This window comes from Actinacidiphila sp. bgisy160 (genome assembly GCF_057707815.1).
In genome coordinates, this window is sequence record NZ_JBYIQW010000011.1 from 115,957 (window position 1) to 129,291 (window position 13,335).

Sequence of the window (13,335 nt, forward strand, 5' to 3'; positions counted from 1 at the left end):
TGTGCGGCTCCGTTGCGCGCAACGGCCGTTGTGGGGGCCGCATGGGGGCGGCACGATGCGGCGCATGGTGCTGAACCTCGCCCCCGTCGTCCCCGGTGCTCACCCTGCACGACCCCGCCGACGCGCCCCCGCTCGTCCGGGCCCCGGTCCGCGGCGGGTTGACCGCGGTGGAGATCACGCTGCGGACCCCACCGCGCTGGAGGCGGTCACCGCGGCGGCCCGCGCCGTGCCGGAGGCGGTCGTGGGGCCGGGACGGTGGTGCGGGCGGAGCAGGTGGGGGCGGCGGCGCGGGCCGGGCGCGGTTCCTGGTGAGCCCGGGGTGGACGGGGGCCTGCTCGACGCGATGACCGCGCCCGGGCTGCCGTTCCTGCCCGGGGTGTCGACCGCCTCCGAGGTGGTCGCCCCGGCCGAACGCGGCTTCGCGCGGGCTGAAGTTCTCTCCCGCGGAGGCGGCCGGCGGCACGGCGTATCCCAGGGTGCCGGCCGCCCCGCTGCCGGTCGTCGCCTGTGCGGGCGGCAGTTGGACGGTCCCGCAGGGACACCCCGCGGGACCGCGACGGGGACCGGGTGGAGGGCTCGCCCGCGAGGCGGCCGCACTGCGCGTGGCCTCGCCGTCAGCGCAGGTGCGACGTGTCGTTGAGCAGCCGCAGCGACGCGTTCCCGTCCCCGTAGTACGCCACCGCCGACAGCGCCGCCGCCGACAGTTCCATCCGGAACAGCGACTCCGGCGGGGCGCCCAGCGCCAGCCGGACCAGGGTTTTGATCGGGGTGACGTGGGTGACCACCAGCACCGTGCGGCCGGCGTAGCGGGCGATCAGCTTGTCCCGGGCGAGGGAGACCCGTCGGGCGACGGCGGCGAAGCTCTCCCCGCCGGGCGGGGCGGCCTTCGCGGAGCCGAGCCAGGCGTCGAGTTCGGCCGGGTGGCGCTCCTTCACCTCGGCGAAGGTCAGCCCCTCCCACGCGCCGAAGTCGGTCTCGCGCAGCCCCTCTTCGACGCGTACGTCGAGGCCGAGCCGGTCCGCGACGGTCCGCGCGGTCTGCCGGCAGCGCGCCAGCGGCGAGCTGACGACGGCCTGGACGGTGCCGCGGGCGGCGAGGGCGTCGGCGACGCGCTGGGCCTGCCAGCGGCCCTTCTCGGACAGTTCCGGGTCGTCGCCGCTGCCTGAGAAGCGCTTCTCCGCGGTGAGCGGGGTCTCGCCGTGCCGCAGCAGGACGAAGGTGGTGGGCGTGCCCAGGTCGGCCGCCGCGGCCCAGCCGACGGGCGGGGCCTTGGGGGCCTCGTCCACGGGCTCGGGCTCGGTCGCCGCCGTGACCAGCGCGGCGGCGGAGCGGCCGGGCTCCCACTGCTTGCCGCGCTTGCCGGCGTCCATCGCCTCGTTGGCGAGCCGGTCGGCGTGCTTGTTCTTCTCGCGCGGGATCCACTCGTAGCTGACCTGCTCGGCCGGCAGGACCGCCTTCGCCTCGGCGGCCAGCGGCCGCATGTCCGGGTGCTTGATCTTCCAGCGGCCGGACATCTGCTCGACGACCAGCTTGGAGTCCATCCGCACCCGCACCCGGGCCTGCGGGTCGAGCGCGTGCGCGGCGCGCAGCCCGGCGATCAGGCCCCGGTACTCGGCGACGTTGTTGGTGTGCGTGCCGATGAACTCGGCGGCCTCGGCCAGCACTTCGCCCGTGGCGGCGTCGCGGACGACGGCGCCGTACCCGGCCGGCCCCGGGTTGCCCCGGGACCCTCCGTCGGCCTCCACCACGAACGTACGGGCCATTACAGGCCCGACTCGGGGGTGCGGACGAGGATGCGCCTGCAGTTCTCGCAGCGCACGACCTCGTCGGCGGCGGCCGCCCGCACCTCGTTGAGTTCGGTGATGTTCAGCTCCAGCCGGCAGCCCTCGCAGCGCTTCTGGTAGAGCCGGGCGGCGCCGACACCGCCGGACTGGGCGCGCAGCTTGTCGTAGAGCCCCAGCAGGTCGGCGGGGACCGAGGCGGCCATGATCTCGCGCTCCTTGACGACCGCGGAGCCCTCGGCGTCGATCTCCCGCAGCGCGGTGTCGCGGCGCTCCTCGGACTCGCCGGCCTTGGCCTGCACGGACTCCAGGCGCCCGGTCAGCTCCTGGACCCGCTCCTGCAGGCCCTCGCGGCGCTCCATGACCTCCAGGACGACGTCCTCGAGGTCGCTCTGCCGCTTGGCGAGCGAGGCGATCTCGCGCTGCAGGTTCTCCAGGTCCTTGGGGGAGGAGACCGCGCCGGAGTCCAGCCGCTCCTGGTCGCGGACGGCGCGCTTGCGCACCTGGTCCACGTCCTGCTCGGCCTTGGTCTGCTCGCGGGCGGTGTCGCTCTCCTCGGTCTGGGCGGCGACCAGCAGGTCGCGCAGCTGGCTCACGTCGGAGTTCAGGCGCTCGATCTCCGCGTGCTCGGGAAGGTTCTTGCGCTTGTGGTCCAGCTGCGCGAGGCGCGCGTCGAGGGCCTGGACCTCAAGCAGTCGGATCTGGTCTGCGGGCGCGGCTTTCAGCGGGGGGCTCCTGAGGTCGTGGGTTCGTCAAGGGGAAGTGCGGGGGTATGGGCCGTCCACGGGTCGGTGACGGCGCGTGACACGGAGGTGCGCAGCGCCCAGCCGTGCCGCTGCGAGACCTCGTCGAGCCGGCGGGCGGCCTGCTCGCACCAGGGCCATTCGGTGGCCCAGTGGGCGGCGTCGACGAGCGCCGGCGGACCCGCCTGCTGCGCCTCGGACGCCGGGTGGTGGCGCAGGTCGGCCGTGAGGTAGACGTCCACCCCGGCCCTGCGCACGTCGTCGAAGAGGCTGTCGCCGGAGCCGCCGCACACCGCGACGGTGCGCACCTGGCGCCCGGGGTCGCCCGCCACGCGCAGCCCGGTCGCGGTGGCCGGCAGGCCGGCCGCCGCGCGGCGGGCGAACTCCGACAGCGTCATCGGCTCGGGCAGCTCGCCGATCCGGCCGAGGCCGCGGCGGCCGGCCGGGTCGGCGGGGTCGGGCACGAGCGGTCCGGTGACCCGCAGGCCGACGGCCTCGGCGAGGGCGTCGGAGACCCCGGGGTCGGCCCGGTCGGCGTTGGTGTGCGCCACGTGCAGCGCGATGTCGTTCCTGATGAGGGTGTGCACGACGCGGCCCTTGAAGCCGGTCGCCGCGACCGTCGTCGTCCCGCGCAGGTAGAGGGGGTGGTGCGTGACCAGCAGGTCGGCGCCGGTGGTGATCGCCTCCTCGACGACCTCCCGGACCGGGTCGACGGCGAACAGCACCCGGCCGACCTCCGCGTCGGGGTCCCCGCAGACGAGGCCGACGGCGTCCCACTGCTCGGCCCAGGCCGGGGGCCAGAGGGCTTCGAGGGCGGCGATGACGTCGGACAGTTTCGGCACGGGTCGAGGTTACCGCGCCGGTGGCGGGCGGCCGGAATCCCCGGGCTGGTCATGAGCACACCGAGCATCCGAAGTCCGACGGAACGGGACGAGAGCCACCCTTACGTGTGAAGACCACCGACTCGTGTCGGACGCCCGGGCGTGCGAAAACTAGCGTCGTGGCCCGGAGGTGAGCCACACCATGACAGCCTGCGCGACCGAGACCACCACCGTGCGACGGGCCGGGTTCACGATCACCGCGGACGGCTCCTACGCCGCCTGCCTGGCCCAGGGCCCCGACGGGGGTGACGGCTGGTACCCCGAACGCTGGACGCTCGGCGGGCCGGAGCCGTACACCGTGCCCCTGCCCGGCAACCAGCCCGAGGAACAGTGCTCCGAGGTCCTGCCGTTGCCCGACGGCCGGGTGCTCATCCGCCGCCAGGTCGCCGACCGGTACGACCTGGCCCTGCTCTACCCGACCGGTCCGGGCACCGGCGAACTGCTCGTCGGCTCGCTGCCGGGCGGGGACGCGGAGGCGCGGCTGCTGCCTCCGCTCGCCTCGGGCGAGGTGTACGCGCTCACCTACGACCCGGCGCGCGAGGTGTCGGCGGTGTGGCTCGTGCACGACGACCGGGACCTGCGGCCGCGCCGGCTGGCCGAGGTCCCGGGCCGCTGCGGGGGCGGCGCTTGGCTGGACCGGACGGGCCGGCTGCTCGCGCTGGACCGCGAGGCGGAGGGGACGGTCAAGACGGTCGCCGTCGACCTGGAGCGGGCCGGGGCGGTCAGCCCGCTGCTGCAGATCACCGAGGCGAGCAACGACCGGCTGCTGCTCGCGGAGCCGGACAGCGGGCTGGTGATAGTGCGCAGCGACGCCACCGGCGAGGACCGCATCGGCTGGGGCGTCCTGGGCAGCCGTCGGCCCATGCGGTTCGCCGAGTGCCTGCGCGTGCCGGACGCGGTGCTCACCCCGTTCGCGGCGCAGCCCGGTCAGGCGCTGATGCCCGAGGCGTGCGCGGTGGCGCTGCGCGCGGACGGCCCGCACGGCACGTCACTGGCGGTCTGGCGGCCCGGGGAACGCCGCGCCACCTGGCTGTCGGCGCCGGAGGGATGGCTGGCCGGGGCCGGCCTGTGGTCGGCCCGTGGGGTGTTGCGCCTGCCGTACGCCTGCGCGCACTGCCCGTGCGGCACCGTGGAGTACGAGGCGCCGCCCGCGCTGCCCCTGCCGCCCCCGGTGGGGAGCGCGGCGGGGGGCGGTCCCGCGGAGCCCCAGGCAACCGGCAGGACCAGCCCCGTGCTCCCGTTGCAGAAGGCGCCGCTGGCCACGGGATCTTGAATCGGTAAACTCCTGCGGCGTTCCGCGCACCACGCAAGCTAGTCGACGGAGAGTCTCCTCATGTCCGATGCCCGACACGACACCGCCGCCGAGGCCCGCTTCGAGGACGGTAACGCCGAGGGCCTGCACGCCGGCCGCCACCGCGGTACGGCTTCCACCCACGACAACGACGCCGAGGCGGTCCAGCCGCCGCACGGCCGCCACCGCCGGCCGTCCGGGTCCGCCGGTATGGAGGTCTGACGGGCCCCGGGCCCGTCTCAGCCCTCGTGGCGCGGGGCCAGGACGTCGGTGGCGGCGAAGGTGCCGCCGGGGTCACGGCCCGCCCAGTACGGGGTGAGCACGTCGTCCGGCTCGTCGCGGGTGAACGCCTCCTTGGCGATGCCGAACTCGCCGCGAAGCGGGGGCGGTCCATCACCGCCACCATCCCGCCGTGCACGACGAACAGCCGGCCGTTGGCCCGGTCGGCCACCGGTGACGCCTGGCAGCCGACGAGCGGGACGACATGCTCCACCCCCAGCGGGTCCGGCCCGTCCGCGGGTCCGGGATCCGCGAAGACGTCCTCGGTCATCCGCGTGCGCGCCCGGGGCAGATGGCGTTGACGCGTACGCCGTACCTGCCCAGGGCGACGGCCGTAGACCGGGGCCTGCTTCGCCTTGGCGCTCGCGTCGCGCCTGTGGGCGGCGGCAACGCGGGTGGTGGCGAACCCGGCGGTGGCGACGTGTCCCTTGAGGTGGACCCGGACGCGGTGTCCCACTCGCCCTCGGCCATCGAGAACACGATCCGGTCCCGCAGGATGCCGGCGTTGTCGACCAGGATCTCGAGCGCCCCGCACATGCCGACCGCCGGCCGCACCAGATCCTGCGCCTGGCCGAAGTCGGCCACGTCGCCGTGGTACGCCACGCGTGGCCGCCCGCGGCGGCGATCACGGCACCCGGACCCCGGAAACAACTGACGCACCCTCAGAACAGTGCCCCGCCGGTGACATTTGTCCTGCCCGGGTCCGTACATTCCCCACTGACCCCACGGGGGCGGCGGCCGTAGTGTCGGGGACATGACGACGACAGTGAGTTTCACCAGGGCCGTCAAGACGTTCGGCGCGGTACGCGCCGTGGACGGCGTCGACCTGGAGATCCGGCGGGGGGAGTCCGTCGCCCTGCTCGGCCGCAACGGCGCGGGCAAGTCCACCACGATCAGCCTGCTGCTCGGGCTCAACGAACCCGACGGCGGCGAGATCCGGCTCTTCGGCGGCACCCCGCACACCGCGGTCCGCGCGGGCCGGGTCGGCGCGATGCTGCAGGACGGCCGGCCGATCCCCCGGGTGACCGTCCGGGAGCTGATCACCTTCGTGGCGCGCACCTACCCCGACCCCCTGCCCGTGGCCGAGGCCCTGGAGCTGGCCGGCCTCACCGAGGTCGCCGGCCGCCGCGCCGACCGGCTCTCCGGCGGCCAGGCGCAGCGGGTCCGCTTCGCCGTGGCACTGGCAGGCAACCCCGAGCTCATCGTGCTCGACGAGCCCACCGCAGCCCTCGACGTCGAGGCCCGCCGCGGCTTCTGGGACTCGATGCGCGCGTACGCGGCCCGTGGCAACACCGTGCTGTTCTCCACCCACTACCTGGAGGAGGCGGACGAGAACGCCGACCGCATCGTGGTCATCGACCGCGGCCGGGTCGTCGCCGACGACAGCGGCGAGCGCATCAAGCGCGCGGTCGGCGGCAACCTCGTGTCCTTCGACCTGGCCGGTGCCCCCACCGAGGGCCTGCGGCAGCTGCCCGGGGTGGTGTCCGTGGAAATCCGCGGCGACCGCGCCCTGCTGCGCTCCGCCGACTCCGACGCCACCGTCGTCGCCCTGGCCGGCCGCGGCATGGTCCGCGGCCTGACGGTGACCGCCACCAGCCTGGAGGACGCGTTCCTCTCCCTCACCGCGCCGTCCTCCGCCGAGGACTCCGCCCCCACCACCAAGGACACCGCCGCCAAGGACACCGCCGCCCTCGCCGAGGAGAAGGTCTGATGCTGCTCGCCTACGTCTCGCTGGAGATCCGCCGCACCCTGCGCGACGCCGGATTCGTGATCTTCGGCGTCGGCATGCCCGTCATGATGTACCTGCTCTTCACCAACCTCGGGGTCTCCGGCTCGGAGGAGGACAAGGCCGCCTCGCTGGCCGCCATGATCGGCATGGCCGCGTACGGCGCGCTGGGCTCGGCGGTGTCCACCGGGTCGAGCGTCGCCGAGGACAAGGGGCTCGGCTGGCTGCGCCAGCTGCGGATCACCCCCATGTCGCCGCTGCTGGTCGTCACCGGCCGCTGCATCAGCGGCTCGGTCACGGTGCTGCCCGCCATCCTGGCCGTCCTGCTCGCCGGCGGGCTCGTCAACGGCGTCGAGCTGGAGCCCTGGCAGTGGGCCGCGATCGGCGGGCTGCTGTGGGTCGGCACAGCCCCCTTCACCCTGCTCGGCCTCGGCAACGGCTACCGGCTGTCCGGGCAGACCACCGGCGTGGTGAACATGGCCTGCAACCTGGCCCTGTCCGTCGTCGGCGGGCTGTGGATCCCCGCGTCCGTCTTCCCCGGCTGGCTGCGGGCGGTCTCCGAGTGGACCCCGTCGCACCGCTTCGGGCAGCTCGGCTGGAGCATCGCGGACGGCATGGTCCCGCGTGCGGGTACCGTCGCCGTGCTCGCCGGGTGGACGGCCGTCTTCGGCGCGTACGCGGTGTACGCCTACCGCCGCTCGGCCCGCACCCCGTGAAGCCCACCGGCCCCGTGGAAGAGCAGGAGGCACCAGCCATGGCGATCACGACGGAACCCCGGCGTCCGCTGCCGGCCCGGATCTGGCACAGGTGGCGGCAGCTGCGGGTGACACGGCCCTTCTCCGAGGAGATCGAGCACCTCAAGCCCCCCACCCGCTTCACCTTCCTGCCCTGGCTGCTGATGGGCGTGGGCGCCCTGTCCCACCTCCTGCAGGGCGAGGCCGCCAACCCCTGGCTCGGCGGCCTCGGCCTGCTGGCCTTCAACTCCCTCTACATCGGGGTCGTCTTCACCTCCTTCGCCCCGCGCACCGCCGGCGGCAAGGTGCCCCGGCGCTACCTCCTCGCCCTGGCCGCCGTCACCTACGCCCTCGCCATCGGCTACGGCGGCAGCTGGCTGGTGTTCTTCCCGCTGCTGTCGCTGGCCGTCGGGATCGTGGTGCGCGGCCGGCGGATGGGGCCCGTGCTCGTCGCCCTCGCGGTGTCCGCCGGGATCGTCTCCGGGATGCGCAGCGGCGACATCTGGGACGGCGTGTCCATCGGGTACGGCAGCCTCATCTCGGGCCTGGTGACCTCGGCCATGCTCACCCTCTTCGACGCGGTGACCCAGCTGCGCGCCACCCGCCAGGAGCTGGCCCGCAACGCCGTCGCCGAGGAGCGGCTGCGCTTCTCCCGCGACCTGCACGACCTGCTCGGGCACACCCTCTCCGTGGTCGTCGTCAAGGCCGAGGCCGCCCGCCGGCTCGCCCCGCGCGACCGGGACGCCGCCCTCGCCCAGGTCGCCGACATCGAGGCGGTGGGGCGCCAGGCCCTCACCGAGATCCGCGAGGCCGTCACCGGCTACCGCGAAGGCAGCCTCTCCACCGAGCTGGACCGCGCGCGCTCGGCCCTGGCGGCCGCCGGGATCGAGGCCGTCGTCAAGGAGTCCGGCCCGCCGCTGCCCTCGCAGACCGAGGCCCTCCTCGGCTGGGTGGTGCGGGAAGGGGTGACCAACGTTGTACGCCACAGCCGGGCCACCACCTGCGTCATCGAGCTCTCCGGCACCGACGGGCAGGTGCGCCTGCGGATCACCGACGACGGCGGCGGCGTAGGCTCGGCCCCCGGATCCGGCTCCGGGCTGAAGGGCCTCACCGAACGGCTCGCCGCGGCCGGCGGCTCCCTCGGTACGGGCCCCGCGCCCCGGGGCGGGTTCCGCGTGGTCGCCGAACTGCCGGTGGAGGAGGAACGGACCGCATGAGCAGCGCCATCAAGGTCCTGCTGGCCGAGGACCAGGGCATGATGCGCGGGGCGCTCTCCCTGCTGCTGAACCTGGAGGATGACATCGAGGTCGTCGCGCAGGTCGCCGCGGGCGACGAGATCGTCACCACGGCGCTGGAGGCCCGGCCCGACGTCGCACTGCTCGACATCGAGCTCCCCGGGCTCAGCGGGCTCGACGCGGCGGCGGAGCTGCGGAAGCGGCTCCCGGGGTGCAAGGTGCTCATCCTCACCACGTTCGGCCGCCCCGGCTATCTGCGCCGCGCCATGGAGGCCGGGGCGTCCGGCTTCCTGGTCAAGGACGGCCCCGTCGAGGACCTCGCCGCCGCGATCCGGCGCGTCCTCGCCGGACACCGCGTCATCGACCCCGCCCTGGCGGCGGCCGCCCTCAGCACGGGGCCCAGCCCGCTGACGCCGCGCGAGCAGGACGTGCTCAACGCGGCCGCGGACGGGGCGACGGTGGCGGACATCGCGGCGCGGGTGCATCTGTCGGAGTCGACGGTGCGCAATTATCTGTCCGCGGCCATCGGGAAGACCGGGACCCGGAATCGCGCGGAAGCGGTGCGCGCCGCGCGCCACAACGGCTGGCTCTGACTTCCGCCCGGTTGTCGTGTGCGGGTTGTTCGCGCCTGCGGCGAGCGTCCGCCCACCCCCTGCCCGATTGCGTCGGTGAGCCGGGGTCGGGCCTGCGGGGTCACCACCACGCGCACCCCCGGCGGGCGGCGCAGGGGGCGTGGGGGACGATGGGGGGCATGAGCACGCCACCCCTCGCAGAGGTCCCCGCAGACGCACTGGCCGCCTTCGAGGCCGCGAAGGGCTTCATGCCCACGCACGAGGGCCTCGCCCTCCACGCGGCCGCCGCCGACGCCGCCACCCGCCTCCCGGGCCTGCCCCTGCTGGAGGTCGGCACGTACTGCGGCCGCTCCACGATCCTGCTGGCCGCCGCCGCCCGCGAGGGCGGAACCGTCGCCGTCACCGTCGACCACCACCGCGGCAGCGAGGAGCAGCAGCCCGGCTGGGAGTACCACGACACGACGCTCGTCGACCCCGAGGTCGGCCTGATGGACACGCTCCCCACCTTCCGGCGCACCCTGCACGCCGCCGGGCTGGAGGAGCACGTGGTCGCGGTCGTGGGCCGTTCCCCACAGGTCGCGGCGGTGTGGGGGAAGCCGCTCGCCCTGGTCTTCATCGACGGCGGGCACACCGACGAGCACGCCGGCAACGACTACGAGGGCTGGGTGCCGCACCTGGCGCAGGACGGCCTCCTGGTCATCCACGACGTCTTCGCGGACCCGGCCGACGGCGGCCAGGCGCCCTGGCGGATCTACCGGCGGGCGCTGGACTCGGGCGCGTTCACGGAAGTGTCCGTGACCGGTTCACTGCACGTCCTCCGGCGCACGGGCGCCGGGATCTGAGACGGCGGATAGCATCGCTGACGTGTTCAAGAGGAAAGGCCGCTCCCCCGTGGTCCTGGTGGCCGCGCTGGTGCCGGCGTGCGCGGCCGCGTGGCTGGTGTGGGACGCGACGAGCGGACCGGACGACCCCGGACGGAACGGCGACCGCCCGGGGAACGTGCGTCCGCAGCGTTCGGCGGCGGCGTCCTCCGGGCCGTCCGCCGGCGCCGGCAAGCCGCTCGCGGGGAAGGTCGTGGTCCTGGACCCGGGGCACAACGCGCGCAACAGCCGGCACACCGCCGAGATCAACCGCCTGGTCGACATCGGCACGGCCCGCAAGGAGTGCGACACCACGGGTACGGCGACCAACGCCGGGTACGCCGAGGCCGCGTTCACGCTGGACGTGTCCCGGCGCGCCAGGGCACTGCTCGAGGCCCGCGGTGCCACGGTGAAGTTCACGTACGACGGGGACCGCGCGTACGGCCCCTGCATCGACGAGCGGGCCCGGATCGGCAACAAGGCGAAGGCCGACGCGGTGGTGTCGGTGCACGGCGACGGCTCGGCGGCCGGCAACCGCGGCTTCCACGTGATCATGCCCGCCTCGCTGCACCGCGGCATCGCCGACACCCGCAGGATCAGCGGGCCGTCGAAGCTCCTGGGCACCACGCTCAAGCAGCACTTCGCGGCGGAGACGGGCACCCGGCCGTCCAACTACATCGGCGACGGCACCGGCCTGGACGTCCGCCGCGACCTGGGCGGACTCAACCTCAGCACCGTGCCTAAGGTATTGATCGAGTGCGGCAACATGCGCGACCCCAAGGACGAGGCGCTGATGACCAGCCCGGCCTGGCGGCAGAGGGCCGCGGAGGGCATCGCGGACGGCATCACCGCATTCCTGGAAGACCACGAGTGATCGGCCGGTGAGCATTGGGTCCCGATCGTGTCACCGAGGGGCGGACCGGTCCCACCCGGCGGCAACCGCCCTCATACGATGGGGATCCGCCCGGCGACGGCGACAACGAGACGACTGACAAGGACTCCTAGTGAATAACCGCTCCCTCACCCGAGGAGACGGCGCGGTGATCGGCGCGGCGCTGCTGCTGCTGATCGCCTCGTTCCTGAACTTCTACGCCGCGAAGGACTGCAACGCGGACGGGTGCGCAGTCAGCGCCTGGAAGAGCGAGCTGTTCCCGCTGCTGCCCTCGGTGCACCTGCTGGGCCTGATCGCCGCCGGCCTGTTCGTCGCCTCGCGCTTCCAGCCCGAGGGGCGCAAGGTGCTCGGCATCGGCCTGGCCCAGTGGGGCGCGGTGCTGTCCGTGGCCGCCGCCTGGGACGCCCTGTGGTCGCTCTTCAGGGGCAACGAGGTCTTCGGGCTGGCCGCCGGCGCGTACCTCTCCTTCGTCGCCGCCGCCGCGCTCGCCGCCGCGATGCTGCTCACCTTGCAGGGCCTGCCCGCGCTGAAGGCGCCGCTGCTGCCGGCCCCCCGGCCGCAGCAGCCCCAGCAGGCGCAGCCGTACGGCGGCCAGCAGGCCCAGCCGTACCCGGGCGTGCAGCAGGGCGGCTACGGGTACCCGGGGCAGACCGGTGGGCACGGCATGCCGGCCGACCAGTCGTTCGGCGGCGAGCAGTACGGCTACCCGCAGGGCCAGCAGCAGCCCCAGCAGCCGCAGCAGCCGTCCGCGGAGTTCGCGGCCTTCTGGTTCGCGGTGCCCGTGGCGCGGCCGCTGTACGCGGAGGACGGTTCGGGCCAGCAGATCGCCGAGCTGACCCCCGGCACCTGGTACCTGGCGGTCGAGCAGCGCGGTGGCGCCCTGGTCGCGCAGACCCAGGACGGCCGGCGCGGCGTCCTGCAGGACGTCAGCGGCATCCAGCGCGGCTGATCCCCGGCGCGCGAGCGAAACGCGGCAGCCGTGCCCCGGGCCGTCCGGTCCGGGGCACGGCTGTTTCCCTTCCGGGCGTGGGGCGGCACGACCCCTGACATTCCATCAGGTACGGCAGGAGGCGTGCGCATGCGGCTCGCTCCGGCCCTCGGCTGCTGGAGGCGCGGCCCCTCTCCCGGCCGGCTGTCCCTGGCGCAGGAGGCCGAACGAAGGAGGCCCGGCGCATCCGGGAGCCGCTCCTGTGCGGGCGGCGCGAGGAGGCGGTGGCGGCGGTGCCGGACGCCTTCGCGGACGAGATCTCGCTCGTCGGCCCGCGGGAGCGGATCGCGGAGCGGCCGGAGGTGTGGCGGTCGGGCCCGGTGACCGACCTGCTCGTCACCGCGCCCGGCCCGGCCACCCCGCGGGTGCCGGCCGAGCTCATCCGCCGCTGAGCTGGGACAGCGAGGGCACCTTGTCGGTGACCTTGGCGCCGGCGTCCTCACCGGCCGACTTCACGCCGCTGATGGTGTCCTGGAAGGTGCCCACGATGTCGTCCGTGCCCTGACCGCTGCGCAGCTTGTTCGGCAGGTCCTTGAGCGAGTCGATGCCCGCGGTCAGCGGCGCCACCAGTTTGGAGAGGGTCGGGTCGCCCTTGGCGTTCTCCGCGGCGGCCTTGAGCCGGTTGTAGGCGAAGGCCCCCGCCAGGCCGGCCTTGACCAGGGTGAGCTTGCGGCCGTCGGCGTCCTTCTCGAACTTGCCCTCGCGGTAGGGCTTGACGATCCACTGGTAGGTCGCGCCCGCGGCCAGTCCGGCGTTGGCGACGAAGCGCGTCTTGGCGAGCTTCTGCTTCTGCACGGAGGAGGTGGGGCTCGCGGTGCCACCGCCGGCGCTCTCGCCGGAGTCCCCACCGCAGGCGGGGACCAGCAGCAGGACGCCGGAGAGCAGGAGGGCGGTCAGGGCACGGCGCAAGGGCATGACGGTTTCTCCCGGGGGATGCGGTGCGTGATCGCATCCTCGCCCGGGCCCCGCGGACCGGCCACCGCACAGGGCCGTACGGGGCGTCAGTCGGGCGCGGGCCGACGACGTTTCACTGCGCCGATCGGGGCAAGACGGCAGGTATGTCCAGACGATATCGCGGCAATCTCGCGGCCACGATCATCATGGTGGCCGCGGACGTGGCGGCCTTCATCCTGATCCTGTGGATCGTGCTGTGGATGCTCGACGCCAACCGGGCGAACGACCTCGTGGAGTGGATCCACGACATGGCGTCCTGGCTCGGTGGCTGGGCCCACGACATCTTCTCCACCCAGTCCGCGTGGGCGCGCACCCTGCTGAACTACGGTCTGCCGGCGGCGGTCTACCTGGTCGTCGGGCACGCGGTGGCGGGTCGCGTCAACCGGGCCTGACGCCCGT

At 74.3% G+C, this 13,335-nt stretch carries 14 protein-coding genes and 3 pseudogenes; 12 read left to right on the plus strand and 5 right to left on the minus strand.

Annotated features, from left to right (window positions below):
* Window positions 1-55: 55 nt before the first annotated feature.
* A pseudogene (locus AC3EUJ_RS12655) lies at window positions 56-605 on the plus strand (beta/alpha barrel domain-containing protein); the annotation flags it as partial.
* Between the two features lie 9 nt (window positions 606-614).
* On the opposite strand, the gene AC3EUJ_RS12660 reads toward AC3EUJ_RS12655, so the two are convergent.
* Genes AC3EUJ_RS12660 through AC3EUJ_RS12670 form a run of 3 tightly spaced genes read right to left on the minus strand, consistent with a single transcriptional unit; the run spans window position 615 to window position 3,366 of the window.
* Window positions 615-1,763: a bifunctional RNase H/acid phosphatase gene (locus AC3EUJ_RS12660; protein ID WP_431961215.1), complete on the minus strand. Its 1,149-nt coding sequence runs from the start codon at window positions 1,761-1,763 to the stop codon at window positions 615-617.
* A complete protein-coding gene (locus AC3EUJ_RS12665; protein WP_431961245.1) occupies window positions 1,763-2,506 on the minus strand; it encodes a zinc ribbon domain-containing protein in 744 nt (247 codons plus the stop codon). Before AC3EUJ_RS12665 ends, AC3EUJ_RS12660 begins: the two co-directional genes overlap by 1 nt.
* Window positions 2,503-3,366 carry a Nif3-like dinuclear metal center hexameric protein gene (locus AC3EUJ_RS12670; protein ID WP_431961216.1) on the minus strand — a complete coding sequence of 288 codons (864 nt, stop codon included), beginning with the start codon at window positions 3,364-3,366 and terminating at the stop codon, window positions 2,503-2,505. Before AC3EUJ_RS12670 ends, AC3EUJ_RS12665 begins: the two co-directional genes overlap by 4 nt.
* Window positions 3,367-3,547: 181 nt before the next feature.
* Between AC3EUJ_RS12670 and AC3EUJ_RS12675 the strand changes: the two genes are divergently transcribed.
* Together AC3EUJ_RS12675 and AC3EUJ_RS12680 are read left to right on the plus strand one after the other, a co-directional pair.
* Complete coding sequence (locus AC3EUJ_RS12675; RefSeq protein WP_431961217.1) at window positions 3,548-4,678, plus strand: hypothetical protein; 1,131 nt, start codon at window positions 3,548-3,550, stop codon at window positions 4,676-4,678.
* A gap of 60 nt (window positions 4,679-4,738) precedes the next feature.
* Entirely contained in the window at window positions 4,739-4,918 is a 180-nt protein-coding gene (locus tag AC3EUJ_RS12680; protein ID WP_431961218.1) for a hypothetical protein, read from the plus strand.
* 17 nt (window positions 4,919-4,935) lie between these two features.
* Here the strand turns inward: AC3EUJ_RS12680 and AC3EUJ_RS12685 are convergent.
* Window positions 4,936-5,599: pseudogene (locus tag AC3EUJ_RS12685) on the minus strand (SDR family NAD(P)-dependent oxidoreductase); the annotation flags it as partial.
* A 130-nt stretch (window positions 5,600-5,729) separates the two neighbouring features.
* Between AC3EUJ_RS12685 and AC3EUJ_RS12690 the strand changes: the two are divergent.
* The 8 genes and pseudogenes from AC3EUJ_RS12690 to AC3EUJ_RS12725 form a co-directional block, all read left to right on the plus strand.
* The gene (locus AC3EUJ_RS12690; protein ID WP_431961219.1) at window positions 5,730-6,686 is read left to right on the plus strand and encodes an ABC transporter ATP-binding protein; all 957 of its coding nucleotides are present in this window, start codon (window positions 5,730-5,732) and stop codon (window positions 6,684-6,686) included.
* Window positions 6,686-7,417 carry an ABC transporter permease gene (locus AC3EUJ_RS12695; protein WP_431961220.1) on the plus strand — a complete coding sequence of 244 codons (732 nt, stop codon included), beginning with the start codon at window positions 6,686-6,688 and terminating at the stop codon, window positions 7,415-7,417. The genes AC3EUJ_RS12690 and AC3EUJ_RS12695 overlap by 1 nt, the downstream gene beginning before the upstream one ends.
* Before the next feature lie 38 nt (window positions 7,418-7,455).
* Window positions 7,456-8,652 (plus strand): sensor histidine kinase, encoded by a 1,197-nt coding sequence (locus AC3EUJ_RS12700; RefSeq protein WP_431961221.1) that lies wholly within the window; start codon window positions 7,456-7,458, stop codon window positions 8,650-8,652.
* Window positions 8,649-9,263: a response regulator gene (locus AC3EUJ_RS12705; protein ID WP_431961222.1), complete on the plus strand. Its 615-nt coding sequence runs from the start codon at window positions 8,649-8,651 to the stop codon at window positions 9,261-9,263. The genes AC3EUJ_RS12700 and AC3EUJ_RS12705 overlap by 4 nt, the downstream gene beginning before the upstream one ends.
* A gap of 149 nt (window positions 9,264-9,412) precedes the next feature.
* Entirely contained in the window at window positions 9,413-10,084 is a 672-nt protein-coding gene (locus AC3EUJ_RS12710) for a class I SAM-dependent methyltransferase (RefSeq protein ID WP_431961223.1), read from the plus strand.
* 22 nt (window positions 10,085-10,106) lie between these two features.
* Entirely contained in the window at window positions 10,107-10,976 is an 870-nt protein-coding gene (locus AC3EUJ_RS12715; protein WP_431961224.1) for an N-acetylmuramoyl-L-alanine amidase, read from the plus strand.
* A 130-nt stretch (window positions 10,977-11,106) separates the two neighbouring features.
* Window positions 11,107-11,943, plus strand: coding sequence for a hypothetical protein (locus AC3EUJ_RS12720; protein WP_431961225.1), 837 nt, complete (start codon window positions 11,107-11,109; stop codon window positions 11,941-11,943).
* Window positions 11,944-12,143: 200 nt separating this feature from the next.
* Window positions 12,144-12,374 (plus strand): annotated as a pseudogene (locus AC3EUJ_RS12725) (LLM class F420-dependent oxidoreductase); the annotation flags it as partial.
* On the opposite strand, the gene AC3EUJ_RS12730 reads toward AC3EUJ_RS12725, so the two are convergent.
* On the minus strand, window positions 12,361-12,897 hold the full coding sequence (locus AC3EUJ_RS12730) for a hypothetical protein (protein ID WP_431961226.1): 537 nt from the start codon (window positions 12,895-12,897) through the stop codon (window positions 12,361-12,363). The pseudogene AC3EUJ_RS12725 and the gene AC3EUJ_RS12730 sit on opposite strands and share 14 nt — an antisense overlap.
* A 143-nt stretch (window positions 12,898-13,040) precedes the next feature.
* On the opposite strand from AC3EUJ_RS12730, the gene AC3EUJ_RS12735 reads away from it, so the two are divergent.
* Entirely contained in the window at window positions 13,041-13,328 is a 288-nt protein-coding gene (locus AC3EUJ_RS12735; RefSeq protein ID WP_431961227.1) for a hypothetical protein, read from the plus strand.
* Window positions 13,329-13,335: the final 7 nt, after the last annotated feature.

What these genes read in the sequence shown, in the direction of transcription:
- AC3EUJ_RS12680 (WP_431961218.1), top strand. Translation starts at nt 4,739, where the DNA reads ATGTCCGATGCCCGACACGACACCGCCGCCGAGGCCCGCTTCGAGGAC.
- AC3EUJ_RS12675 (WP_431961217.1), top strand. Translation starts at nt 3,548, where the DNA reads ATGACAGCCTGCGCGACCGAGACCACCACCGTGCGACGGGCCGGGTTC.
- AC3EUJ_RS12710 (WP_431961223.1), top strand. Translation starts at nt 9,413, where the DNA reads ATGGGGGGCATGAGCACGCCACCCCTCGCAGAGGTCCCCGCAGACGCA.
- AC3EUJ_RS12690 (WP_431961219.1), top strand. Translation starts at nt 5,730, where the DNA reads ATGACGACGACAGTGAGTTTCACCAGGGCCGTCAAGACGTTCGGCGCG.
- AC3EUJ_RS12735 (WP_431961227.1), top strand. Translation starts at nt 13,041, where the DNA reads ATGTCCAGACGATATCGCGGCAATCTCGCGGCCACGATCATCATGGTG.
- AC3EUJ_RS12695 (WP_431961220.1), top strand. Translation starts at nt 6,686, where the DNA reads ATGCTGCTCGCCTACGTCTCGCTGGAGATCCGCCGCACCCTGCGCGAC.
- AC3EUJ_RS12660 (WP_431961215.1), bottom strand. Translation starts at nt 1,763, where the DNA reads ATGGCCCGTACGTTCGTGGTGGAGGCCGACGGAGGGTCCCGGGGCAAC.
- AC3EUJ_RS12705 (WP_431961222.1), top strand. Translation starts at nt 8,649, where the DNA reads ATGAGCAGCGCCATCAAGGTCCTGCTGGCCGAGGACCAGGGCATGATG.
- AC3EUJ_RS12730 (WP_431961226.1), bottom strand. Translation starts at nt 12,897, where the DNA reads ATGCCCTTGCGCCGTGCCCTGACCGCCCTCCTGCTCTCCGGCGTCCTG.
- AC3EUJ_RS12700 (WP_431961221.1), top strand. Translation starts at nt 7,456, where the DNA reads ATGGCGATCACGACGGAACCCCGGCGTCCGCTGCCGGCCCGGATCTGG.